General features: G+C 68.4%; 20 protein-coding genes and 1 pseudogene. 10 read left to right on the plus strand and 11 right to left on the minus strand.

The features are described from left to right. Positions 1-24: 24 nt before the first annotated feature. Together fusA and tuf are read left to right on the plus strand one after the other, a co-directional pair. Complete coding sequence (gene fusA, locus ACZ5NH_RS24105; RefSeq protein ID WP_388619585.1) at positions 25-2,151, plus strand: elongation factor G; 2,127 nt, start codon at positions 25-27, stop codon at positions 2,149-2,151. A gap of 156 nt (positions 2,152-2,307) precedes the next feature. Continuing rightward, positions 2,308-3,501: an elongation factor Tu gene (gene tuf / locus ACZ5NH_RS24110; protein ID WP_351618223.1), complete on the plus strand. Its 1,194-nt coding sequence runs from the start codon at positions 2,308-2,310 to the stop codon at positions 3,499-3,501. A 259-nt stretch (positions 3,502-3,760) separates the two neighbouring features. Here tuf and ACZ5NH_RS24115 read toward each other — a convergent pair whose 3' ends face one another. Then, positions 3,761-5,788 carry a glycosyltransferase gene (locus ACZ5NH_RS24115; protein WP_468777969.1) on the minus strand — a complete coding sequence of 676 codons (2,028 nt, stop codon included), beginning with the start codon at positions 5,786-5,788 and terminating at the stop codon, positions 3,761-3,763. Positions 5,789-5,967: 179 nt separating this feature from the next. On the opposite strand from ACZ5NH_RS24115, the gene ACZ5NH_RS24120 reads away from it, so the two are divergent. After that, complete coding sequence (locus ACZ5NH_RS24120; RefSeq protein WP_468777971.1) at positions 5,968-6,648, plus strand: serine/arginine repetitive matrix protein 2; 681 nt, start codon at positions 5,968-5,970, stop codon at positions 6,646-6,648. A 102-nt stretch (positions 6,649-6,750) separates the two neighbouring features. Here ACZ5NH_RS24120 and ACZ5NH_RS24125 read toward each other — a convergent pair whose 3' ends face one another. From ACZ5NH_RS24125 to ACZ5NH_RS24140, 4 genes and pseudogenes are all read right to left on the minus strand, one after another. Then, on the minus strand, positions 6,751-6,933 hold the full coding sequence (locus tag ACZ5NH_RS24125; RefSeq protein WP_468777972.1) for a hypothetical protein: 183 nt from the start codon (positions 6,931-6,933) through the stop codon (positions 6,751-6,753). Positions 6,934-6,998: 65 nt separating this feature from the next. Further along, complete coding sequence (locus ACZ5NH_RS24130) at positions 6,999-7,346, minus strand: hypothetical protein (protein WP_451553253.1); 348 nt, start codon at positions 7,344-7,346, stop codon at positions 6,999-7,001. A gap of 92 nt (positions 7,347-7,438) precedes the next feature. After that, positions 7,439-7,884, minus strand: a pseudogene (locus tag ACZ5NH_RS24135) (helix-turn-helix domain-containing protein); the annotation flags it as partial. A 198-nt stretch (positions 7,885-8,082) separates the two neighbouring features. Then, positions 8,083-8,583, minus strand: coding sequence for an ATP-binding protein (locus ACZ5NH_RS24140; RefSeq protein ID WP_468777975.1), 501 nt, complete (start codon positions 8,581-8,583; stop codon positions 8,083-8,085). A gap of 137 nt (positions 8,584-8,720) precedes the next feature. On the opposite strand from ACZ5NH_RS24140, the gene ACZ5NH_RS24145 reads away from it, so the two are divergent. Beyond that, positions 8,721-9,566, plus strand: coding sequence for a helix-turn-helix domain-containing protein (locus ACZ5NH_RS24145; protein ID WP_468777977.1), 846 nt, complete (start codon positions 8,721-8,723; stop codon positions 9,564-9,566). Next, positions 9,563-9,751 carry a DUF397 domain-containing protein gene (locus ACZ5NH_RS24150; protein WP_468777979.1) on the plus strand — a complete coding sequence of 63 codons (189 nt, stop codon included), beginning with the start codon at positions 9,563-9,565 and terminating at the stop codon, positions 9,749-9,751. Before ACZ5NH_RS24145 ends, ACZ5NH_RS24150 begins: the two co-directional genes overlap by 4 nt. On the opposite strand, the gene ACZ5NH_RS24155 is transcribed toward ACZ5NH_RS24150, so the two are convergent. The 6 genes from ACZ5NH_RS24155 to ACZ5NH_RS24180 form a co-directional block, all read right to left on the minus strand. Beyond that, on the minus strand, positions 9,729-10,961 hold the full coding sequence (locus tag ACZ5NH_RS24155) for an MFS transporter (RefSeq protein ID WP_468777981.1): 1,233 nt from the start codon (positions 10,959-10,961) through the stop codon (positions 9,729-9,731). The genes ACZ5NH_RS24150 and ACZ5NH_RS24155 overlap by 23 nt on opposite strands. A 105-nt stretch (positions 10,962-11,066) precedes the next feature. Then, entirely contained in the window at positions 11,067-12,365 is a 1,299-nt protein-coding gene (locus tag ACZ5NH_RS24160; RefSeq protein WP_468777983.1) for a YrhB domain-containing protein, read from the minus strand. Further along, entirely contained in the window at positions 12,362-12,667 is a 306-nt protein-coding gene (locus ACZ5NH_RS24165; protein WP_468777985.1) for a YrhB domain-containing protein, read from the minus strand. Before ACZ5NH_RS24165 ends, ACZ5NH_RS24160 begins: the two co-directional genes overlap by 4 nt. Further along, a complete protein-coding gene (locus tag ACZ5NH_RS24170; RefSeq protein WP_468777987.1) occupies positions 12,668-14,392 on the minus strand; it encodes a putative T7SS-secreted protein in 1,725 nt (574 codons plus the stop codon). Then, positions 14,392-15,054, minus strand: a complete 663-nt coding sequence (locus ACZ5NH_RS24175; protein ID WP_468777989.1) for a hypothetical protein — start codon at positions 15,052-15,054, stop codon at positions 14,392-14,394. The genes ACZ5NH_RS24170 and ACZ5NH_RS24175 overlap by 1 nt, the downstream gene beginning before the upstream one ends. Beyond that, positions 15,051-15,656 carry a hypothetical protein gene (locus ACZ5NH_RS24180; protein WP_468777991.1) on the minus strand — a complete coding sequence of 202 codons (606 nt, stop codon included), beginning with the start codon at positions 15,654-15,656 and terminating at the stop codon, positions 15,051-15,053. Before ACZ5NH_RS24180 ends, ACZ5NH_RS24175 begins: the two co-directional genes overlap by 4 nt. Positions 15,657-16,190: 534 nt before the next feature. Here ACZ5NH_RS24180 and rpsJ point away from each other — a divergent pair. Genes rpsJ through rplB form a run of 5 tightly spaced genes read left to right on the plus strand, consistent with a single transcriptional unit; the run spans position 16,191 to position 19,116 of the window. After that, entirely contained in the window at positions 16,191-16,499 is a 309-nt protein-coding gene (rpsJ, locus tag ACZ5NH_RS24185) for a 30S ribosomal protein S10 (RefSeq protein ID WP_003948644.1), read from the plus strand. Between the two features lie 16 nt (positions 16,500-16,515). After that, entirely contained in the window at positions 16,516-17,160 is a 645-nt protein-coding gene (rplC, locus tag ACZ5NH_RS24190) for a 50S ribosomal protein L3 (protein ID WP_014674369.1), read from the plus strand. An 8-nt stretch (positions 17,161-17,168) separates the two neighbouring features. Further along, positions 17,169-17,822 (plus strand): 50S ribosomal protein L4, encoded by a 654-nt coding sequence (rplD, locus tag ACZ5NH_RS24195; protein WP_103812795.1) that lies wholly within the window; start codon positions 17,169-17,171, stop codon positions 17,820-17,822. Beyond that, a complete protein-coding gene (rplW, locus tag ACZ5NH_RS24200) occupies positions 17,822-18,241 on the plus strand; it encodes a 50S ribosomal protein L23 (protein ID WP_103812796.1) in 420 nt (139 codons plus the stop codon). Before rplD ends, rplW begins: the two co-directional genes overlap by 1 nt. 38 nt (positions 18,242-18,279) lie before the next feature. After that, complete coding sequence (gene rplB / locus ACZ5NH_RS24205; RefSeq protein ID WP_070026315.1) at positions 18,280-19,116, plus strand: 50S ribosomal protein L2; 837 nt, start codon at positions 18,280-18,282, stop codon at positions 19,114-19,116.

Raw genomic sequence — 19,116 nt, forward strand, 5'->3', positions numbered from 1 at the left:
AGACCGAGAGAAGACTGAAGCCTTATGGCTACCACTTCACTTGACCTGGCCAGGGTCCGCAACATCGGGATCATGGCCCACATCGACGCGGGCAAGACGACCACCACCGAGCGGATCCTGTTCTACACCGGCGTTTCGTACAAGATCGGTGAGGTCCACGACGGCGCTGCCACCATGGACTGGATGGAGCAGGAGCAGGAGCGTGGCATCACGATCACCTCTGCTGCCACCACCTGCCACTGGCCGCTGGAGAACGTCGACCACACCATCAACATCATCGACACCCCGGGCCACGTCGACTTCACCGTCGAGGTGGAGCGCTCCCTGCGCGTGCTCGACGGTGCCGTGACGGTGTTCGACGGCGTCGCCGGCGTTGAGCCGCAGTCCGAGACCGTGTGGCGTCAGGCGGACCGCTACGGCGTTCCGCGTATCTGCTTCGTCAACAAGCTGGACCGGACCGGTGCCGAGTTCCACCGCTGCGTCGACATGATCTCTGACCGCCTCGGCGCTCAGCCGATCGTGATGCAGCTGCCGATCGGTGCCGAGGCCGACTTCAAGGGCGTCGTGGACCTGGTCCGCATGAAGGCGCTCGTGTGGTCCGCCGAGGCGACCAAGGGCGAGATGTACGACGTCGTCGACATCCCGGCCACGCACACCGAGGCGGCCGAGGAATGGCGCGGCAAGCTCCTCGAGGCCGTCGCCGAGAACGACGAGCAGCTGATGGAGCTGTACCTGGAGGGCCAGGAGCCCACCGAGGAGCAGCTGTACGCGGCCATCCGTCGGATCACCATCGCCTCCGGCAAGGGCACCGGCACCACCGTGACCCCGGTGTTCTGCGGCACCGCGTTCAAGAACAAGGGCGTCCAGCCCCTGCTCGACGCGGTCGTGCGCTACCTGCCTTCCCCGGTTGACATCGAGGCCATCGAGGGCCACGCGGTCAACAACCCGGAGGAGGTCGTCAAGCGCAAGCCGTCCGACGAGGAGCCCCTCTCCGCGCTGGCGTTCAAGATCATGAGCGACCCGCACCTCGGCAAGCTCACCTTCGTCCGGGTCTACTCGGGCCGCCTGGAGTCCGGCACTCAGGTGCTGAACTCCGTCAAGGGCAAGAAGGAGCGCATCGGCAAGATCTACCGCATGCACGCCAACAAGCGTGAGGAGATCGAGTCGGTGGGCGCCGGCGACATCGTCGCCGTCATGGGCCTGAAGCAGACCACCACCGGTGAGACGCTGTCCGACGACAAGAACCCGGTCATCCTGGAGTCCATGGACTTCCCGGCGCCGGTCATCCAGGTCGCCATCGAGCCCAAGTCGAAGGGTGACCAGGAGAAGCTGGGCGTCGCGATCCAGCGCCTGGCCGAGGAGGACCCGTCCTTCCAGGTCCACTCGGACGAGGAGACCGGCCAGACCATCATCGGTGGTATGGGCGAGCTGCACCTCGAGGTGCTGGTCGACCGTATGCGCCGTGAGTTCAAGGTCGAGGCCAACGTCGGCAAGCCGCAGGTGGCCTACCGCGAGACGATCCGCAAGGCCGTCGAGCGCGTCGACTACACCCACAAGAAGCAGACCGGTGGTACCGGTCAGTTCGCGAAGGTGCAGATCGGCATCGAGCCGCTCGAGGGTGGCGACACCTCGTACGAGTTCGTGAACAAGGTGACCGGTGGTCGCATCCCGAAGGAGTACATCCCTTCGGTCGACGCCGGTGCGCAGGAGGCCATGCAGTTCGGCATCCTCGCCGGTTACGAGATGACCGGTGTCCGCGTGATCCTGCACGACGGTGCCTACCACGAGGTCGACTCCTCCGAGCTTGCCTTCAAGATCGCCGGCTCGCAGGCCTTCAAGGAGGCCGCGCGCAAGGCTTCGCCCGTGCTGCTCGAGCCGATGATGGCCGTCGAGGTCACCACGCCCGAGGACTACATGGGTGAGGTCATCGGCGACATCAACTCCCGCCGTGGCCAGATCCAGGCCATGGAGGAGCGGGCCGGTGCCCGCGTCGTGAAGGGCCTCGTGCCCCTTTCGGAGATGTTCGGTTACGTCGGCGACCTGCGCAGCAAGACGTCCGGCCGCGCCAGCTACTCCATGCAGTTCGACTCCTACGCCGAGGTTCCGCGGAACGTCGCCGAGGAGATCATCGCGAAGGCCAAGGGCGAGTAACGCACCGCGTTCACACGCCGTAGGCTTGACTCCGGAGCCTCAAGGGGCAAACAGCCGTGAACCCGGATGTTTGCCCCCGGTTCCGGGCCTTTACAGCAAAGATCACCTGGCGCCGATGAAGTAAGGCGTACAGAACCACTCCACAGGAGGACCCCAGTGGCGAAGGCGAAGTTCGAGCGGACTAAGCCGCACGTCAACATCGGCACCATCGGTCACATCGACCACGGTAAGACGACCCTCACGGCCGCCATTACCAAGGTGCTGCACGACGCGTACCCGGACCTGAACGAGGCCACCCCGTTCGACAACATCGACAAGGCGCCCGAGGAGCGTCAGCGCGGTATCACCATCTCCATCGCGCACGTCGAGTACCAGACCGAGGCGCGTCACTACGCCCACGTCGACTGCCCGGGTCACGCGGACTACATCAAGAACATGATCACGGGTGCGGCGCAGATGGACGGCGCCATCCTCGTGGTCGCCGCCACCGACGGCCCGATGCCGCAGACCAAGGAGCACGTGCTCCTGGCCCGCCAGGTCGGCGTTCCGTACATCGTCGTTGCCCTGAACAAGGCCGACATGGTGGACGACGAGGAGATCCTGGAGCTCGTCGAGCTCGAGGTCCGTGAGCTCCTCTCCGAGTACGAGTTCCCCGGCGACGACGTTCCGGTCGTCAAGGTCTCCGCTCTCAAGGCCCTTGAGGGCGAGAAGGAGTGGGTGGACTCCGTCCTCAACCTGATGGCCGCCGTCGACGAGTCGATCCCGCAGCCGGAGCGCGACGTCGACAAGCCGTTCCTCATGCCGATCGAGGACGTCTTCACGATCACCGGTCGCGGTACGGTCGTCACCGGCCGTATCGAGCGTGGTGTCCTGAAGGTCAACGAGACCGTCGACATCATCGGCATCAAGCCGGAGAAGACCTCCACCACGGTCACCGGCATCGAGATGTTCCGCAAGCTGCTCGACGAGGGCCAGGCCGGTGAGAACGTCGGTCTGCTGCTCCGCGGCATCAAGCGCGAGGACGTCGAGCGCGGCCAGGTCATCATCAAGCCGGGCTCGGTCACCCCGCACACCGAGTTCGAGGCCCAGGCCTACATCCTGTCCAAGGACGAGGGTGGCCGCCACACGCCGTTCTTCAACAACTACCGCCCGCAGTTCTACTTCCGTACGACGGACGTGACCGGTGTGGTGACCCTCCCCGAGGGCACCGAGATGGTCATGCCGGGTGACAACACCGAGATGAAGGTGGACCTCATCCAGCCCGTCGCCATGGAGGAGGGCCTGAAGTTCGCCATCCGCGAGGGTGGCCGCACCGTGGGCGCCGGCCAGGTCACCAAGATCGTCAAGTAGGTTCCGCTTGCTTGAGGGTCACCTGACCTGAGGTCTCCGACCTGGGAGAGGCCCGTACGACTTCGGTCGTACGGGCCTCTTCGCGTTCCCGGCGGGGCCGCCGGCTCCCCCCGCAGTTCATGCGGGGCCGGGCACGCGGTGACGGTCTCGGGGTGCAGCACGCACGGCCTCTCCGGTGCGGCTCGGTTCCACGGGTCCCTCTGACACCGCAGCCTGGCGCCAGGGCTTCGGTATTCGTCCCTGCGGGGGCCCGGGGCCGCTACGGCAGGTCGACGGCGTTGACGGACAGGTCGTTGTCGACCGTGTAGTACGGCCGTACCCGGGCGCGTCCGCGCGGGGTCTCCTCGAACACCGTGACGGGGTACACGTACACCTTCTTGCGGTCCTTGACGTCACCGAACCAGCCGCCGACGCGGACCGGTTCGGCCCGGCCTGCAACGCGGACCGACAGGTCCCACAGGTCCTGCTCGTCGTGGTGGTGCCGGGCGACGTCCGCGCAGCTGACGCGGACGTGCAGCAGCCCGTCCCCGTCGTGTTGCCAGGACGGCTCCAGGACCGGGGCGTCGGCGCGGCCGCGGTGCCGCAACTCAACACCCTCGGCGTCGGCGTCGGTCCCGAACAGACGCACCGTCACGCCGATCTCGCCGCCGTCGATGTCGATGCCCTGCACCTCGGCGTGCACGTCGGCCTCACGGGTGCTCAGCGCGACGAACCCGTCCACGGTCGCGTACGGCAGCAGTGCCCGCACCGGGGAGAGCTGCGGCTCGGGCCGGAAGTCCATCAGGCCCCGCAGGTCGAGCAGCTCGCTGCGCAGCCGCTTGCGCGGCCCCTTCGCCGGAGCGATCCACAGGTCCCACACCGCGTTGCCCAGGGGCAGCGTGCGCTCGACGGGAGCCGAGAGCCGGCCGCCGGCGTCGCGGACGAGCGGCACGCGCAGGGTCGTACGGTCCTCGCCGCCGCGCCTGATCAGCAGCAGCTCGCCCTCGTCGACCGGCGCGGTGGGCGCCGTCACCACGCGCAGCGAGCCGTCCGCGTCGGTCTGGACGGACCCGCTCATCGGAGCCGGTGCCGGCGACACGGGCGCCTGCTGCGCTGCCACCCGGTCGGCGCGGCTGCGCAGACGGCCCCACAGCGAGGTGCGGACGGGCGCGGCGGTGGAGCGGCCGGCACCGAGTTCACGGAACAGCTCCTCGTAGCGCACCGCGATCGCGGCGGGGTCGAAGCGCTCGGCGTTGCGGCGGGCCGCGGCACCCATCACGGCCCGAGCGCTGTCGTCGTCGATCAGCCGCAGCAGGCCCTCGGCGATGGAGTCGACGTCTCCCGGCCTGACCAGCAGGCCGTCCTCGCCGTCGCGGATGATCTCCCGCGGGCCGAGCGGGCAGTCGGTGCTCACGACCGGGACTCCGCAGCGCATCGCTTCCACGATGGTCATGCCGAAGGACTCGCTGTCCGAGGTCACCGCGGCGATCGAACCCTTGACCCACTCGGCCTCGATCGGCGAGGCGAGTCCCATCAGATGGACCCGGTCGTACAGACCGAGGTCATTGATCAGGGAGCGCAGCTTCCCGCGCTGGCCGCCGTCGCCGTAGATCCGCAGGCGCCAGTCGGGGTGCTTGGCGGCGACCTTCGCGAAGGCCTGCACGAGCAGGTCGTACCGCTTGATGACCGCGAGCCGCCCCGCGGCGACGACCGTCTTGGCGGCGGGGTCGGCCGGGGACACCGACGGCGCGGGGACGCTGTTGGGTATGGAGACGATCGGCAGTCCCGGAATGGCCATGTCACTGCGGTAGTTGGCCGCATCGGCCTCGGAGACCGTGACGAATCCGTTCAGGCGTGCATAGGCCTTCTTCAGGTCCCCACGCAGGGCCTCCGAGTGCGATGCGAGCGTGATGTGCTCCTGGCCGATGCGCAGCGTCTGCTCGCCGCCGAAGCGCGCGACATACACGTTCAGGCCGGGGCGCGTCCCGATCAGCACATCGGGGCTGTTCCGGCGGAAGTGCGCGGCGGCCCGCTCGTCCGTCACGGTGCTGTACTGGTGGTAGCGGGCCTCGGCGGCGGGGAAGACCCGGGCCGGTACGGACCGGTCCTTCTCTGGGACCTCGCGCGTGTCGATGAGGCTGGTCAGCTTGATCCGCGGGTCCATGGCGAACAGCGGGGTGTCGATGCTCTGGAACACCGACACGATCTCCACCTCATGGCGCTCTGCCAGGGCCGAGGCGAGATTGATCGTCGTCCGGTTTGTCCCACCCAGGCCATACACATTGTGGATGAGGAACGAGATCTTCACGCAGTTCTCCTGCTTTGTGGCATGGGTGAGAGCCGCCGACTGGTCGGGTACAGGCCGTCCGCAGGGGCAGTCATACAGTATTCACACATTTTCCATACCGTTTACAAGGGGTCAGAGGTCTCGGAACGAACATGGGCCGGACGGGGCCGGCCGCGGCGATTGCCGTACCATGCGCCACTGTGGCGATACAGAACCCGTATCCGTGGGGCCCTCCTTACGGCGGCCCGCCGCCTCCGCCGCCGAACATCCCGGCGAAGGACCTGCGGCCCCGGCGCATCTGGTACGTGGTGGCCGGACTGCTGGGGCTCGTCCTGGCTGGTGCCGGCGTCGCCTTCATCGTGGTGACCGTGAAGGACACCGTGGGCTTGATCGACACCGCCCACAGCTTCTCCAGCGGCGACTCGCGGACGTTCGGCTTCGTCCAGGGGAAGACCAAGGCGATCTACGTCTCCCAGTCCGGGCCGGGCCATGTCGACTGCCGGATCCCGGATATGCGGTCCGGGTCGATGACCCAGCCGCGCAGCACTTTCCGCATCACCGCCGGTTCCCGCACCTGGGACCGCGTCTTCGAGGTGAAGCCCGACAGCACCGGCGACTACACGCTGACCTGTACGTCGGAGTTGCCGGCAGAGTTCGCGCTCGGAGACAAGCCCAAGGTGGGGGCCACGATCGGCGGCATCGCGGCGGCCATCGGCTGCTTCCTCGCCGCGGTCGCCGCGACCGTGGCCATCGCCGTCGTCACCGGCGTTCGGCGCGGCCGCCACCGCCGACGACTCGCCGCCGTGTGGGCCCCGGCGCCGCAGTGGGGTCCACCGCCTTCCGGGCCCGCCCCGTGGCCCCCGGCCGGGCCGCTGCCCTAGCGTGTCGCGGCGAGCGGAACCCCTGCTTCATGAGCAGGGGTTCTCTTGTTTTCGGCTTGGCTGCGCGAACGGCCTCTTCAACGAGAGCGGCCCGATGTCGGCTCACCGGCCCAGGTAGGTGATTTGCAGGACGTAGACGCGCTCGCCGCGTACGACGATCTGGTACGTGAACATCCCGCCGGGAACGACGACGTCTCCGCCCTTCGGGTCGTGACCGGAGTGGGCTCGGTCGTGCACGTACAGCGCCTCAGCGGCTCTGACCAGCTCTGCGGCCTTGCGTTCCACCGGGAAGGCGGGTGGGAGGTGACGGGCGGCTGCCTCCGCTGCGAAGGCGTACTCTCAGGTCCAGCTCAATCGCGTACTGCCTTCATCGCCTCGTCCAGGACAGCGCTCAGCTCCCGCAGGGCCGCACCGGCGACGGCCGGGTCTTCATGTTCCAGGTCGTTTCTGGCTCGGGCATGGCGGGCTGCGAGGTCCGGGCGGCGGGCGATCTCGATGTCCCTGGCCCAGGCCAGGACCCAGCTCCGCACCGGGCTGAGTGACTGCCACTCCACGGCCTTGGCGAATGCCTCGTCCTTCGTCCGCTGCATCTCTGGCAGGCGCCCGGGGTCGACGACGGCGAGGGCGGCCCGCAAAGCGTCCGGAGTCTGTTCGGGGCGGGGAACCAGCTCGTGCCCGTGGTCGGCCTGCGTGCTCATGGAGTCCTCCCGGGAGTGCACTGGCCAGGGTAGTCGTCCGGGACGACTGTGGTACGGGAGCGCGGACATGCTGTGCTGTCTTCCTGGTCAGTGGGTGGGGGAATGGCTGGGGCCGGAGCCGGGCCGGGAGTCTGTGGGGCTTTCGGCCGTGGCACGGCAGTCCCGGCAGAGATCTCCGGGCTCGGGGCGGGGATGCGGGCGCGTTCGCGGCGTAGGTAGCCGTGGGGCTCCAGCTCGCGCAGGGCGACGGCGATACGGGTGGCTCCCTCGGGGAAGCGGGCGGCGAGGGTCTTGATGTCGACGCGGGCGCCGGGTGGCAGCGACTGGATGTGCACACACCGAGCCCGATGGCGGGCCCGGACAGCTCCGGGTGCTGAGCCAGATGGTTGCCGATCACTGTGAAGCGGGTGGTGTGGCGGGTGTGCTCGTGGATGAGCCCGCCGGCGTGCGGCGTGGACGGGGGACGCCGGTTCGGGTGCTTGTTGGCCGCAATGCCGGACCGGGCCGGTGACGGCGCGCTAGGGTGCCGGGTATCCATCAGGAAGAGTGACCTTCCTCGGTGGTCAGGCCCTCGCACTGGGATGCCAGTCCCGGCGAGGGCCGTCGCATGTCTGGGTTGTGTTGCGCCGAGCGTAAGGCAGACAACGGGCTGCAAATCCACCCGAGTTGGCGATGTTCACCCACGCGGGTGAGTTTGCGCCGTGGGTGGGTGGGGTGGGGCTTGGTGGGGTCCTCTTCACCTCTTTTTTCTTCTCTGGGAAAGGCCGCCCGTGGCACCGGAGCACGAGGCCCCGGGTTCCGGTGTGGGGAGAGTGACCTCGGCCCATACGGTCTTGCGCGGAGCCCGGCCCATCGAGACGCCCCAGCGGTCGGCCAGCGCGTCCACGAGAACCAGCCCCCGGCCCGAGTCGCCCTCCGCGGACGGGGATTGGAGCCTGGGCAGGCGGTCACCGCGTGTGTCGGTCACCTCGATGCGGAGCGTGTCTCCAACGACGTAGAGCGTGAGCCGGAAGTTCCGTCCCGGCACCCTGCCGTGGGTCGCGGCGTTGGCCGCAAGCTCGGCCACGATGTGCTGCGCCGCGTCCAACGGGAGTCCCCAGCTGCGGAGTTGCTCGGTGGCCAGGAGGCGCGCGAGGCGGGCACCGCGACGCGTGGCGGACAGGAGGACCGTGAAGTTCGGGATGGGGCTGGTGAGTTCGGCTCTGGGCTCGGCGGTCTCTGCGGTTTCTTGATTCATGTCACTCAGCGTGGCCGAGTGTGCTTCCGTCAATGAGTGACAACGCCTGCACGTACGGTGACTGTCCCGGCTTTGTCTCGGCTGTCTCGGCTGTCTCGGGCGTTGTACGAGTAGTGGTGCGCGTCGGAGGAGGTGTCATGGGCGAGGGTGTGGATGAGGCGGGCTGGGACGTCGAGCCGGGGGACGAGATCGAGCCGGTGGTGCAGGCGGTGGGGCGCCTGCTCAAGGTGTGCCGGGAGGCGGCCGGGCTGAGCGTGGCCGAGCTGGCCGAGACCCTGGGCTACGGCGAGGACATGGTCCGCAAGATCGAGCGCGGGGCGCGGATTCCGCGGCCGGAGTTGCTGGACAGGGCGGACCAGATCCTGAAGGCGCAGGGGCATCTGAGGGCCTTCATGGAGGACATGCGGAAGGCTCGCTATCCGAAGAAGGTGCGGGAGCTGGCGGAGTTGGAGGGGCGGGCGGTGGAGATGCTGATGTACAGCCACCACAACATCCATGGCCTGCTGCAGACGGAGGAGTACGCACGAGCGCTGCTTCGTACCTGGCGTCCGGCCTACACACCGGACCAGCTGGAGCGCATGGTGGCCGCGCGCATCGCCCGGAAGTCCGTCTTCGAGCGGTCGCCCGCACCCGAGTTCAGCTTTGTCCAGGAAGAGGTGACACTGCGCCGCCCGGTCGGGGACACAATGGTGTTGCGCCGACAGCTCGAACACATGCTGGAGGTGGCCAAGTTGCCGTTCGTGGAGCTTCAGGTCATGCCGACCACCCGCGCGAACCACCCAGGAACCGGGGGCCGCATCCAAGTGCTGAAGTTCGCGGACGGCACGGGGATGGGCCGTACCGACGGTGACTTCTCGGGCCGCCCGGTCTCGAACCCGAGGCAGCTCCGCGTCCTCGACCTGCGCTATGGCATCATCCGGGCTCAGGCGCTCACGCCAGAGGAGTCTCTGGTCTTCATCGAGCAAACGCTGGGAGAACTATGAGCACCCCGGAACTCCACTGGTTCAAAAGCAGCTACAGCGACAGCAGCAACGGCAACGACTGCATCGAGGTCGCCTCCACCCCCACCACCATCCACATCCGCGACTCCAAGAACGCCGAAGGCCCCCGGCTCGCCGTCACCCCCACCACCTGGACCGCCTTCGTCACGTACGCCGCCGAACGCTGACGGCCCACACCACCAGGCCCAGCCCCAGCAGCGCCGCCCCTGTCACCGGGACCGCTCCCCACCCGCCGAACCGGTACGCGGTGACGCCGAGGGCGGAGCCCGCCGCGCCGCCGAGGTAGTACGACGTCATGTAGACGGACGCGATCCGGGCCCGGGGGTGGTCCGGGAGGTCGTAGACGACGCTCATGTTGAGCAGGTGGACGGCATGGACCACGGCGTCCATCACCAGGGCCCCCGCCACCAGCCAGGCCAGGCTGCGGCCGCCCGGCCAAGTCGCCGCGAACGCGATCACGCCCAGGACGAGCAGCACACCAGTGGCCACAGCCTGGCGGCCGGTGTCGATCAGCCGGCCGGTCGCCTTGGCGGCGATCGCGCCCGCCGCGCCGACCAGCGCGAACAGTCCGATCGAGGACGAGCCCCAGCCGTAGTGCGGGCCCGCCAGCAGGAACGCCGAGGTCACCCAGAAGACGCTGAACGCCGCGAAGCAGCACGCTCCGATCAGCGAGCGGCGGCGCAGCACCGGCTCGGCGGCGGCGAGCCGGAGGGTGGCGGCGAGCTGGGCGCCGTAGCCGATGGACACGTCAGGTGGGGACGGTGGCAGCAGCCGTACGAGAAGCAGGGCCACTGCCGCCAGTGTCCCGGCCGCGACCAGGAACACCGTCCGCCAGCCGAACGCGCCGCCGACCAGCCCGGCCGCCGTGCGGGAGAACAGGATGCCGAGCAGGACGCCGGTGAGCAGGGTGCCCATCGCCCGGCCGCGCTGGTCGGCGGGCACGACGGAGGCGGCGTACGGGATGAGGATCTGCACGACGACCGCCCCGGCGCCCACTGCCAGGCCGCCGGTCAGCAACACCCACAGCGCGGGGGCCGCCCCCGAGAGGAGCATTCCGGCACCGGCCGTACCGAGCAGGATCCCGACCAGGCGGCGGCGCGCCACGATGTCGCCGAGCGGCACGATCAGCAGCAGGCCCAGGGTGTAACCGGCCTGGGTGGTGGTGACCAGCGGTCCGGTCGCGGACGGGGAGGCGCCGTACGAGGCGGCGATCCGGGGGAGCAGGGGCTGGCAGTAGTAGAGGCAGGCGGCGATCAGGCCACAGGCGGTCGCGAGGAGGCCGATCAGGTGGGGGTGTGGTGGGGCAGGTGCCACGGTCCCGTCCGGCAAATACTGCCGGTCGCGGTCCGTCTTATCGGTCGGGGCGGGAACCGTCATGACAGGAACGCTAGGCCGCTGCCCCGCTCACCCCAAGATCCAATCCCGCTCTCCGCGACTGCCCCAATCGGCTGTGCCGTGAACTCGGCCGAGGGATCAGTGGGATCATCGGTAGCGGATCACATGCAGACGATGGACCCCTGTCGGATCGAAGGACACCGGCTCGTCCGACGAACCGTCGATGACCATGACGCCGTCCTCCAGGCGCACCGCATTCACCAGCCAGCCCACGGCCTCGCGGCCGCGGCCGTCCGTGCGGCGGACCCAGACCAGGGCGCGGGCCCCGACCGGCAGCGCCGAGAGCGCGTCCAGCGTCGTCTGCCAGTCCGGATGCTCCGACACGGACAACACCTGGCCGAGCTGGGCGAGCGTCGGCTCGTACCATGCCGCATGCCCTGGAGCGGGTGGTGTGGGCAGGTTCGCCGTGCCCGGATCCTCGCCGGCGTCCCAGCGCGCCAGCCAGGCCCAGGGGGCCGAGTTCGGAAGGCCGAAGGGCGCGGTGTCGTCCTTCGGTACGACGACCGTGGCGTCGAGCATGGCGTCCTGCCACTGTCCGGCACCCAGAAAACGCCTGCTGTTGCACGAGAACACCCAGCCGCGCTGCGTCTCGTCCTGCGCGGTCGGCCTGTCCAGGTCCACCTGTCCCCGGTAGGCGTCGTCGAGCCAGAGCCGGGCCTTGGCGACCGCTGAGGCGAAGTCGGGTGCCGATAGCTGCCAGGGAGCACGCCGACTCGCGGACGCCCCGGGCAACGCCCGCAGGAAGACCAGTTCGCGCAGCAGTGGGGCCGTGTCCAGCCGAGCCAGCGATGAAGTCAGGCCATCCAGGAGCACGACCTGGCCCTTGTTGTTGTGCGCGTACAGCAGGTTCCCGGTGGCCTCCTGGCCGCCGATCTCGCGACGCACCCAGATCACCCCGCGGGTGTCGGGTCCCGGCTCACCTACCGCCTTGATCACGTCATCCCAGTCACTCACGTCGACGCGCTCGAATGCTGGGAAGTAGCGGCGCCCGAGCCGGGCCCACCAGCCTGGGGCCTCGTCGGACGGGCGCCAGGGCAGGGGAACGGACGGCGCGCCATTGATCGCGGAGTGGAGGGCGATCAGACAGCCGCGTGCGTTGATCCTGCGCGGCTGGCCCTCGACGCGTTGTGCCGCTTCCTCTGGTAGCGCGGGCTCCAGATCCGCGAGCGGGGAACTCGGCGCAGGGTGGAACAGGGAACCGCCGTCCTTGGGGACGACGACAGAGGACGCGAGCATCGGGGTGCTGGGGTAACCGGGCTGTGCCAGGGCACGGCAGGCGAACATCCAGGCGGTGGCAGTCTCATGCACGGGCTGGGGAGCGGAGAGTTCGACGAGCCCTCCGTAGGTGCCGTTCAGCCACGTGGCCGCTCGCTGTGCAGCGCTCATCGCGGGAACTCCCTAGGCGGCCAGTCGCCGGAAGCCCGTCGGCTCATGTAGTCGTCCACGGGAATGATGCTCGGCGGAAAGTGGGCCTTTCCCCCATCGTGCGGAACGACAACGACACTGGTGATGGGGGACTGCAGCCAGTCCTGGGTCTCGATGTGCTCTTTGAAGTCGAAGTGAATCAGCCAGCCGTAGGGGTGGTCGACGCTGTTCTCCGGAAACAGGACGATGGAGTCCGCCTTCTCGGGATACACCGTCTTGAGAAGTGCAGCGGCGGAATCCACCGCGTCGTTTCGGCTGATCATTTATGGAGCCCCCTTGCCGTACGGTACGTGCATGATTTCCTTCGCGTCTTTCTCCAGTAGGCCCAGCGTTCCGCTTTGACCGTCAAGGAAAACCACTCCGTGTGGCGTGTTCACTGCATTGAAGAAATGCCCGGAATCTCCTCGACCGATGAAGACAGCACTCCTGGCACCCTCGCCTCGCGCGTGGAGGTCGCGGATGATGTCATCGTAACTGTCCACCTTGTGCCAAGCGGTCGCCGGATCTTTGACTCCGAGGGGCTCGAGCGGGAGGTGGCCAGGGCCCTCCCTGCGCGCCGCGCTGGCCTCGATGCCGTCCAATCGGTGGTTCACTGTGACCGTGGTGTGCGCACAGTTCTGGGTGTACCCGTCCTCCCAGCGGTTATTGATGTCCTTCAACCACGGGTACTGATCGTCAAGGAATTCCTGGGCGACCTTCGGGTCCACTGAGTCATAGTGAATCGCCTTTTCCGATACGTGGTCCGTGGACTGCGCCAAATGACTCCACTTGCTGCCTGCGGCGGCATCCTCTCCCGCGTGTTCCAGGCCCCCCTTGGCCATGTTCGCGGCCGTGACCTCCGCGCCGTCCTCCACGGCCGTGCGCAGCCCACCGGCCGCGAGGCCGGCGCCGTCCGTGCCGACCAACTGCGGGAGCAGCCGGCCCACGAACTCGGAAGGGTCCTTCTCGAAGCCGTCCACGGCTGCCTTGAGCGCCCGTTCGGGATGCGCCGCCGTCGACACCAGGCCGGAGAGCGTCATGGAGACGCCCTGCAGGTACTCGGCCGGGTGGGTCAGGTTGTACGGGTCCATCGGGTCGAGGCCGCGTACGAAGTTGACCAGGCCGGCAGCGCCCTTGATCACGCCGCCGGCGACGTGCAGCAGCTCCGTGTTGGCGGCTTGCGCGCCGTCCGTGAAGTCGTCGCCGAGGCGGTCCAGCGGCGGCGGCTCGGCGGGGGCATGGGCCAGGGCCGCCTTGATCCTGCCGTTGGCGGTGGCGGCGGCGGTGTTGCGCTGTTTGCGTGCTTCGCCGAGCTTCTGCCGGGCCGCCTCGATGTCGGCCTTGCCGGGGTCGTGGAACGGCTCGGACTCGGGGCCCGGGTCCTCGTTCGCCTTGATCTTCGCGTTGTAGGCGTCGATGCGCTTGTTGTATGCGCTGATGGCCGACTCGGAGGACTCCTTGCCGCGCTTGTACAGCGCGATGGCCTCCTTGGCCTGAATCTGCGCCCACTTCACGGTCTCCGCGTAGGCCGTCAGTGCGTCCGAGGCGTCCCCGCAGGCGTCGGCCGCCTGCAGCCACTTCGCGGGGTGCACGCCGAACTTCTTGCGGAAGGCATCGCCACCCTCGCCCTTCCAGCCCGTGGAGTCCACCCTCTTCAGACCGGCGCTGACCTTCTCGAAGGCGGTGAAGAAGTCCTTCAGGTGCTTGGCGGTCGCCACGATCCTGCCGTGGTCGCCGTGGACCAGGTCCTTGGGGTCGTCACTCTCGCCCAGTTGCTGCTCACCAGGGGTGGCGCCGAGGTCGGAGGCGATCTCGTCGCCCCAGTCCTCCACTTTCCGGGCCGCGCCGTGATAGCCGGCCGCGTCGAGGCCTTCGCCGATCTTGTGAGCGCCGTAGTCGATGCCGGCGCCGACCACCTTCTTGGTGTCGTCGGCAAGCTTCTCGCCTTTGCCGAGGGCCCAGTTGGTGCCGTCTTCCAGGCCGTGACCGATGTCCCCCAGGACGCCCATCAGCCTTCACTCCCGCCCTGCTGCATGCGGGCCCGCTCCTCGGGCGAGGAGCCGAAGGTGTCGTCGAGGAACTTGTTGTACTGCGAGTCCGACACGCCGAAGGCGCCGTGCATGTCCGCGGGGTTGATTCCCGGCATGCCGGTGATGTGGGACGTCATCACGTCCCGGCCGGCGTCCTTCCAGCCCTGGAGACTGTTGTCGTAGGCCCGCTCGAAGGACTGCTTGCTGTAGTCGGGGTGCAGGTCCTGGGTGGCGATCTCTCCCCAGCCCTCCTTGGTGACCTCGTCCTCCGACGCGTGCGGATTGCCGATCAGCGAGTTCAGCCCGATCTTCATCGTGCCTCCGACGTACTGGTCGGTCTCGTAGTACGTCCCGGCCGACATGCCCGTCTTCACGGCCAGGGCGTTGCCTTCGTTGATCAGTGAGCGCACGCCCCACTCCCAGCGCTCACAGAACGAGTGGAAGGTGCCCGTGAGGGTCTCGTCGCCCAGTTCGAGGCCGGACAGTTCCAGTTGGCTGAAGCCCCGCCCGGCACCCGCCATGCCGACCATGCCGAGATCCTTCAGCTCGCCCAGGGCCAGGGTGAGCCCCTGCGCGATCTCGTCAAGGCCGCCGGTCGCGAGGTCCGCTCCGCCTGCCTGCGCTCCCGCGCCCCCGTTCATCGCTCCTCCTCCGTCGGGCCGGTCATGGACCCGTCACCCACGTATCCCTTGTTGACCGCGTATGCGTCCGGAACGATCCCTGAGACCGGCGGGAACAGCACCGCACGTTCCCCGCCGTCGGCCGCGTCCAGCGCGACACCGCAGGGCACCCCCGCCTCCGGGACGGCCGTGCCGAGAAGCCGGGCCCCGAGCACCGTCTCGTACGTCCACTCCTCGTCGCCCTCGCCCCGGGCCAGCGCGTAGCGTGCGAGCGCCGGCTCGTCGGAGAACGCCAGGATCCAGCGGACCCCGCCGAAATCAACGGTCAGCCAGCCCTGGTCCTGGACAGGGACCAGTACGGCCGTGTCCCGGAACGTCGCGAGCTCCTCGGTGAACCGGCTCCGCCGGGCGTCGGCCTCTGCCTGGGCAGTCTCGGGCGGGACGGGCAGCGGTGCGGCCTCGTCCTGCCTGGCGTGTGCCGGGTGGGCCGATGCCCCGGCAGTCGTCCGCGTGGCGGAGGCCGCTGGGGAACCCTGGTGCTGTGCGGGACCGGCCATGTCCGCGTATTCGGCAAGACGTGAGCGTCGAACCGGCGCCTGCTCGCCGTCCCCCAAGTCAGTCATACGACAAACGCTGACACAGGAATGATCTCCGTTGCCAGCCGCACCTCACGGCAGTGGCGCACATCTCGAAGGTGTCCACAAGACCTTCACTCCCCGCCCCGCCCGGTCCGCCGGTTTGACCTACGTCACCCCGGGGGTATTCTCTCGGGCCCGATTGGCATCCACCCCGCCCCATATGGCAGACTGTCCGAGTTGCTCGGTCGAGTGTTGATGCTGCGCGCCTCCCGCCGGGAGGACCGGAAGCGAGTCCCACAGTACTCGTCGTCCTAACTGCCCACGGGCAGCACTGGGGCGGACGTACGGGAATCTTCCGGGAAGTGTGGGCGCGGCACCGGCCAGGCGCCCGGTGGGCCCGAGGTCCCCGGTCCGCGGTTCCGGAAGGGCCGTGCGCATTCCCGCAGGGATGTTCGAACAAGGGACATCCATGTCAGCGGGAGCGCGACACGCCCGACCGCGTGGGTCGGAGAAACGACGGCAGCAGTAAGGAATCCGCCGGGTTCCAGAGCGTAAGAGAGACAGGACTACTGAGTAGCCATGGCGGGACAGAAGATCCGCATCCGGCTCAAGGCCTACGACCACGAGGTCATCGACTCCTCGGCGAAGAAGATCGTCGAGACGGTGACCCGCACTGGTGCGTCGGTCGCGGGCCCGGTGCCGCTGCCCACTGAGAAGAACGTGTACTGCGTCATCAAGTCGCCGCACAAGTACAAGGACTCGCGCGAGCACTTCGAGATGCGCACGCACAAGCGCCTGATCGACATTCTCGACCCGACCCCCAAGACCGTTGACTCTCTGATGCGACTCGACCTGCCGGCCGGTGTCGACATCGAGATCAAGCTCTGAGGCTGGTGGGCTGAGAATGGCTAAGCAGATCAAGGGCATCCTGGGCGAGAAGCTCGGCATGACGCAGGTGTGGGACGAGAACAACCGTGTTGTTCCGGTCACCGTCGTCAAGGCCGGCCCCAACGTCGTCACCCAGGTTCGTACGAACGACGTCGACGGCTACGAGTCGGTCCAGATCGCCTTCGGCGAGATCGACCCGCGCAAGGTGAACAAGCCCCTCAAGGGCCACTTCGCCAAGGCCGACGTCACCCCCCGTCGTCACCTCGTCGAGATCCGCACCGCGGACGCCTCCGAGTACACGCTCGGCCAGGAGATCACCGCTGAGGTGTTCGAGGCCGGTGTGAAGGTCGACGTGACCGGCAAGAGCAAGGGCAAGGGCTTCGCCGGTGTCATGAAGCGCCACAACTTCCGTGGCCTCGGCGCCGGACACGGCACCCAGCGCAAGCACCGCTCTCCCGGTTCCATCGGTGGCTGCGCCACCCCGGGCCGCGTGTTCAAGGGCCTCCGCATGGCGGGTCGCATGGGCAACGAGCGGGTCACCACCCAGAACCTGACCGTCCACGCCGTTGACGCGGAGAAGGGTCTGCTGCTCATCAAGGGCGCGGTTCCCGGTCCGAACGGCGGCCTCGTCCTGGTCCGCACCGCGGCCAAGGGGGCCTGAGGTAACCGATGAGCACTGTTGACATCCTTTCGCCGGCGGGCGAGAAGGCCGGTTCCGTCGAGCTCCCCGCGGAGATCTTCGACGCCAAGGTCAGCGTTCCGCTGATCCACCAGGTCGTCGTCGCGCAGCTGGCCGCTGCCCGTCAGGGCACGCACAAGACCAAGACCCGTGGCGAAGTCCGTGGTGGTGGCAAGAAGCCGTACCGCCAGAAGGGCACCGGTCGCGCCCGCCAGGGTTCGACCCGCGCGCCGCAGTTCGCCGGTGGTGGCGTCGTGCACGGTCCCGTGCCGCGCGACTACTCGCAGCGCACCCCGAAGAAGATGAAGGCCGCCGCCCTGCGCGGTGCCCTCACCGACCGGGCGCGTCACAACCGCATCCACGTCGTCTCCGGCGTGGTCGAGGGCGAGACCCCCAGCACCAAGGCCGCCAAGTCGCTGTTCGGCAAGATCTCGGAGCGCAAGAACCTGCTCCTGGTCGTCGACCGCGCCGACGAGGCCGCGTGGCTGTCCGCCCGCAACCTGCCCCAGGTCCACATCCTGGAGCCGGGCCAGCTGAACACGTACGACGTTCTCGTCTCGGACGACGTGGTCTTCACCCAGGCCGCTTTCGAGTCCTTCGTCGCCGGCCCGAAGGCCAACGACACCGAAGGGAGCGAGGTCTGATGGCCATCCGTCACCCCGCTATCGCCTCGAAGGCCGCCAAGGCCGCCAAGGCCGCGCGCGTCGCCAAGGCGCGCCGTCACGCCGCCGAGGGCAAGAACACCGTCGAGACCCCGCTGAGCAAGTCGTACACGGACCCCCGTGACGTCCTGCTGAAGCCGGTCGTCTCGGAGAAGAGCTACGCGCTCCTCGACGAGAACAAGTACACGTTCATCGTCGACCCGAACGCCAACAAGACCCAGATCAAGCAGGCCGTCCAGGCGGTCTTCGACGTCAAGGTCACCGGGGTCAACACGATCAACCGCCAGGGCAAGCGCAAGCGGACCCGCACCGGCTTCGGCCAGCGCGCGGGCACCAAGCGCGCGATCGTGACCCTCGCCGAGGGCGACCGTATCGACATCTTCGGCGGTCCGACCGCGTAAGCGGGTCGGATCGTCCGATATCGGACGAGGACTGAGAAATGGGAATCCGCAAGTACAAGCCGACTACGCCGGGCCGTCGTGGCGCCAGCGTTGCCGACTTCGTCGAGGTCACGCGGTCCACGCCGGAGAAGTCGCTGGTCCGCCCCCTGCACAGCAAGGGCGGCCGTAACAACGCCGGTCGTGTGACCGTTCGCCACCAGGGTGGCGGACACAAGCGCGCCTACCGCGTGATCGACTTCCGTCGTCACGACAAGGACGGCGTGCCGGCGAAGGTCGCGCACATCGAGTACGACCCCAACCGCACCGCGCGCATCGCGCTCCTGCACTACGCGGACGGCGAGAAGCGCTACATCCTCGCGCCGCGTGGCCTCAGCCAGGGCGACCGCGTCGAGAACGGTCCCGGGGCCGACATCAAGCCGGGCAACAACCTCGCCCTGCGTAACATCCCGGTCGGTACGACCCTGCACGCCATCGAGCTGCGTCCGGGCGGCGGCGCCAAGTTCGCCCGCTCGGCCGGTGCCTCCGTGCAGCTGCTCGCGAAGGAGGGCTCCATGGCCCACCTGCGCATGCCGTCCGGTGAGATCCGCCTGGTCGACGTCCGCTGCCGCGCCACCGTCGGCGAGGTCGGCAACGCCGAGCAGAGCAACATCAACTGGGGTAAGGCCGGCCGTAAGCGGTGGCTGGGCGTCCGCCCGACCGTCCGTGGTGTCGTGATGAACCCGGTTGACCACCCGCACGGTGGTGGTGAGGGCCGGACCTCCGGTGGTCGCCACCCTGTGTCCCCGTGGGGCAAGAAGGAAGGCCGTACTCGTTCGCCCAAGAAGGCGTCGAACAAGTACATCGTCCGCCGCCGCAAGACGAACAAGAAGCGCTAA

Source organism: Streptomyces sp. NPDC031426, from assembly GCF_055581585.1.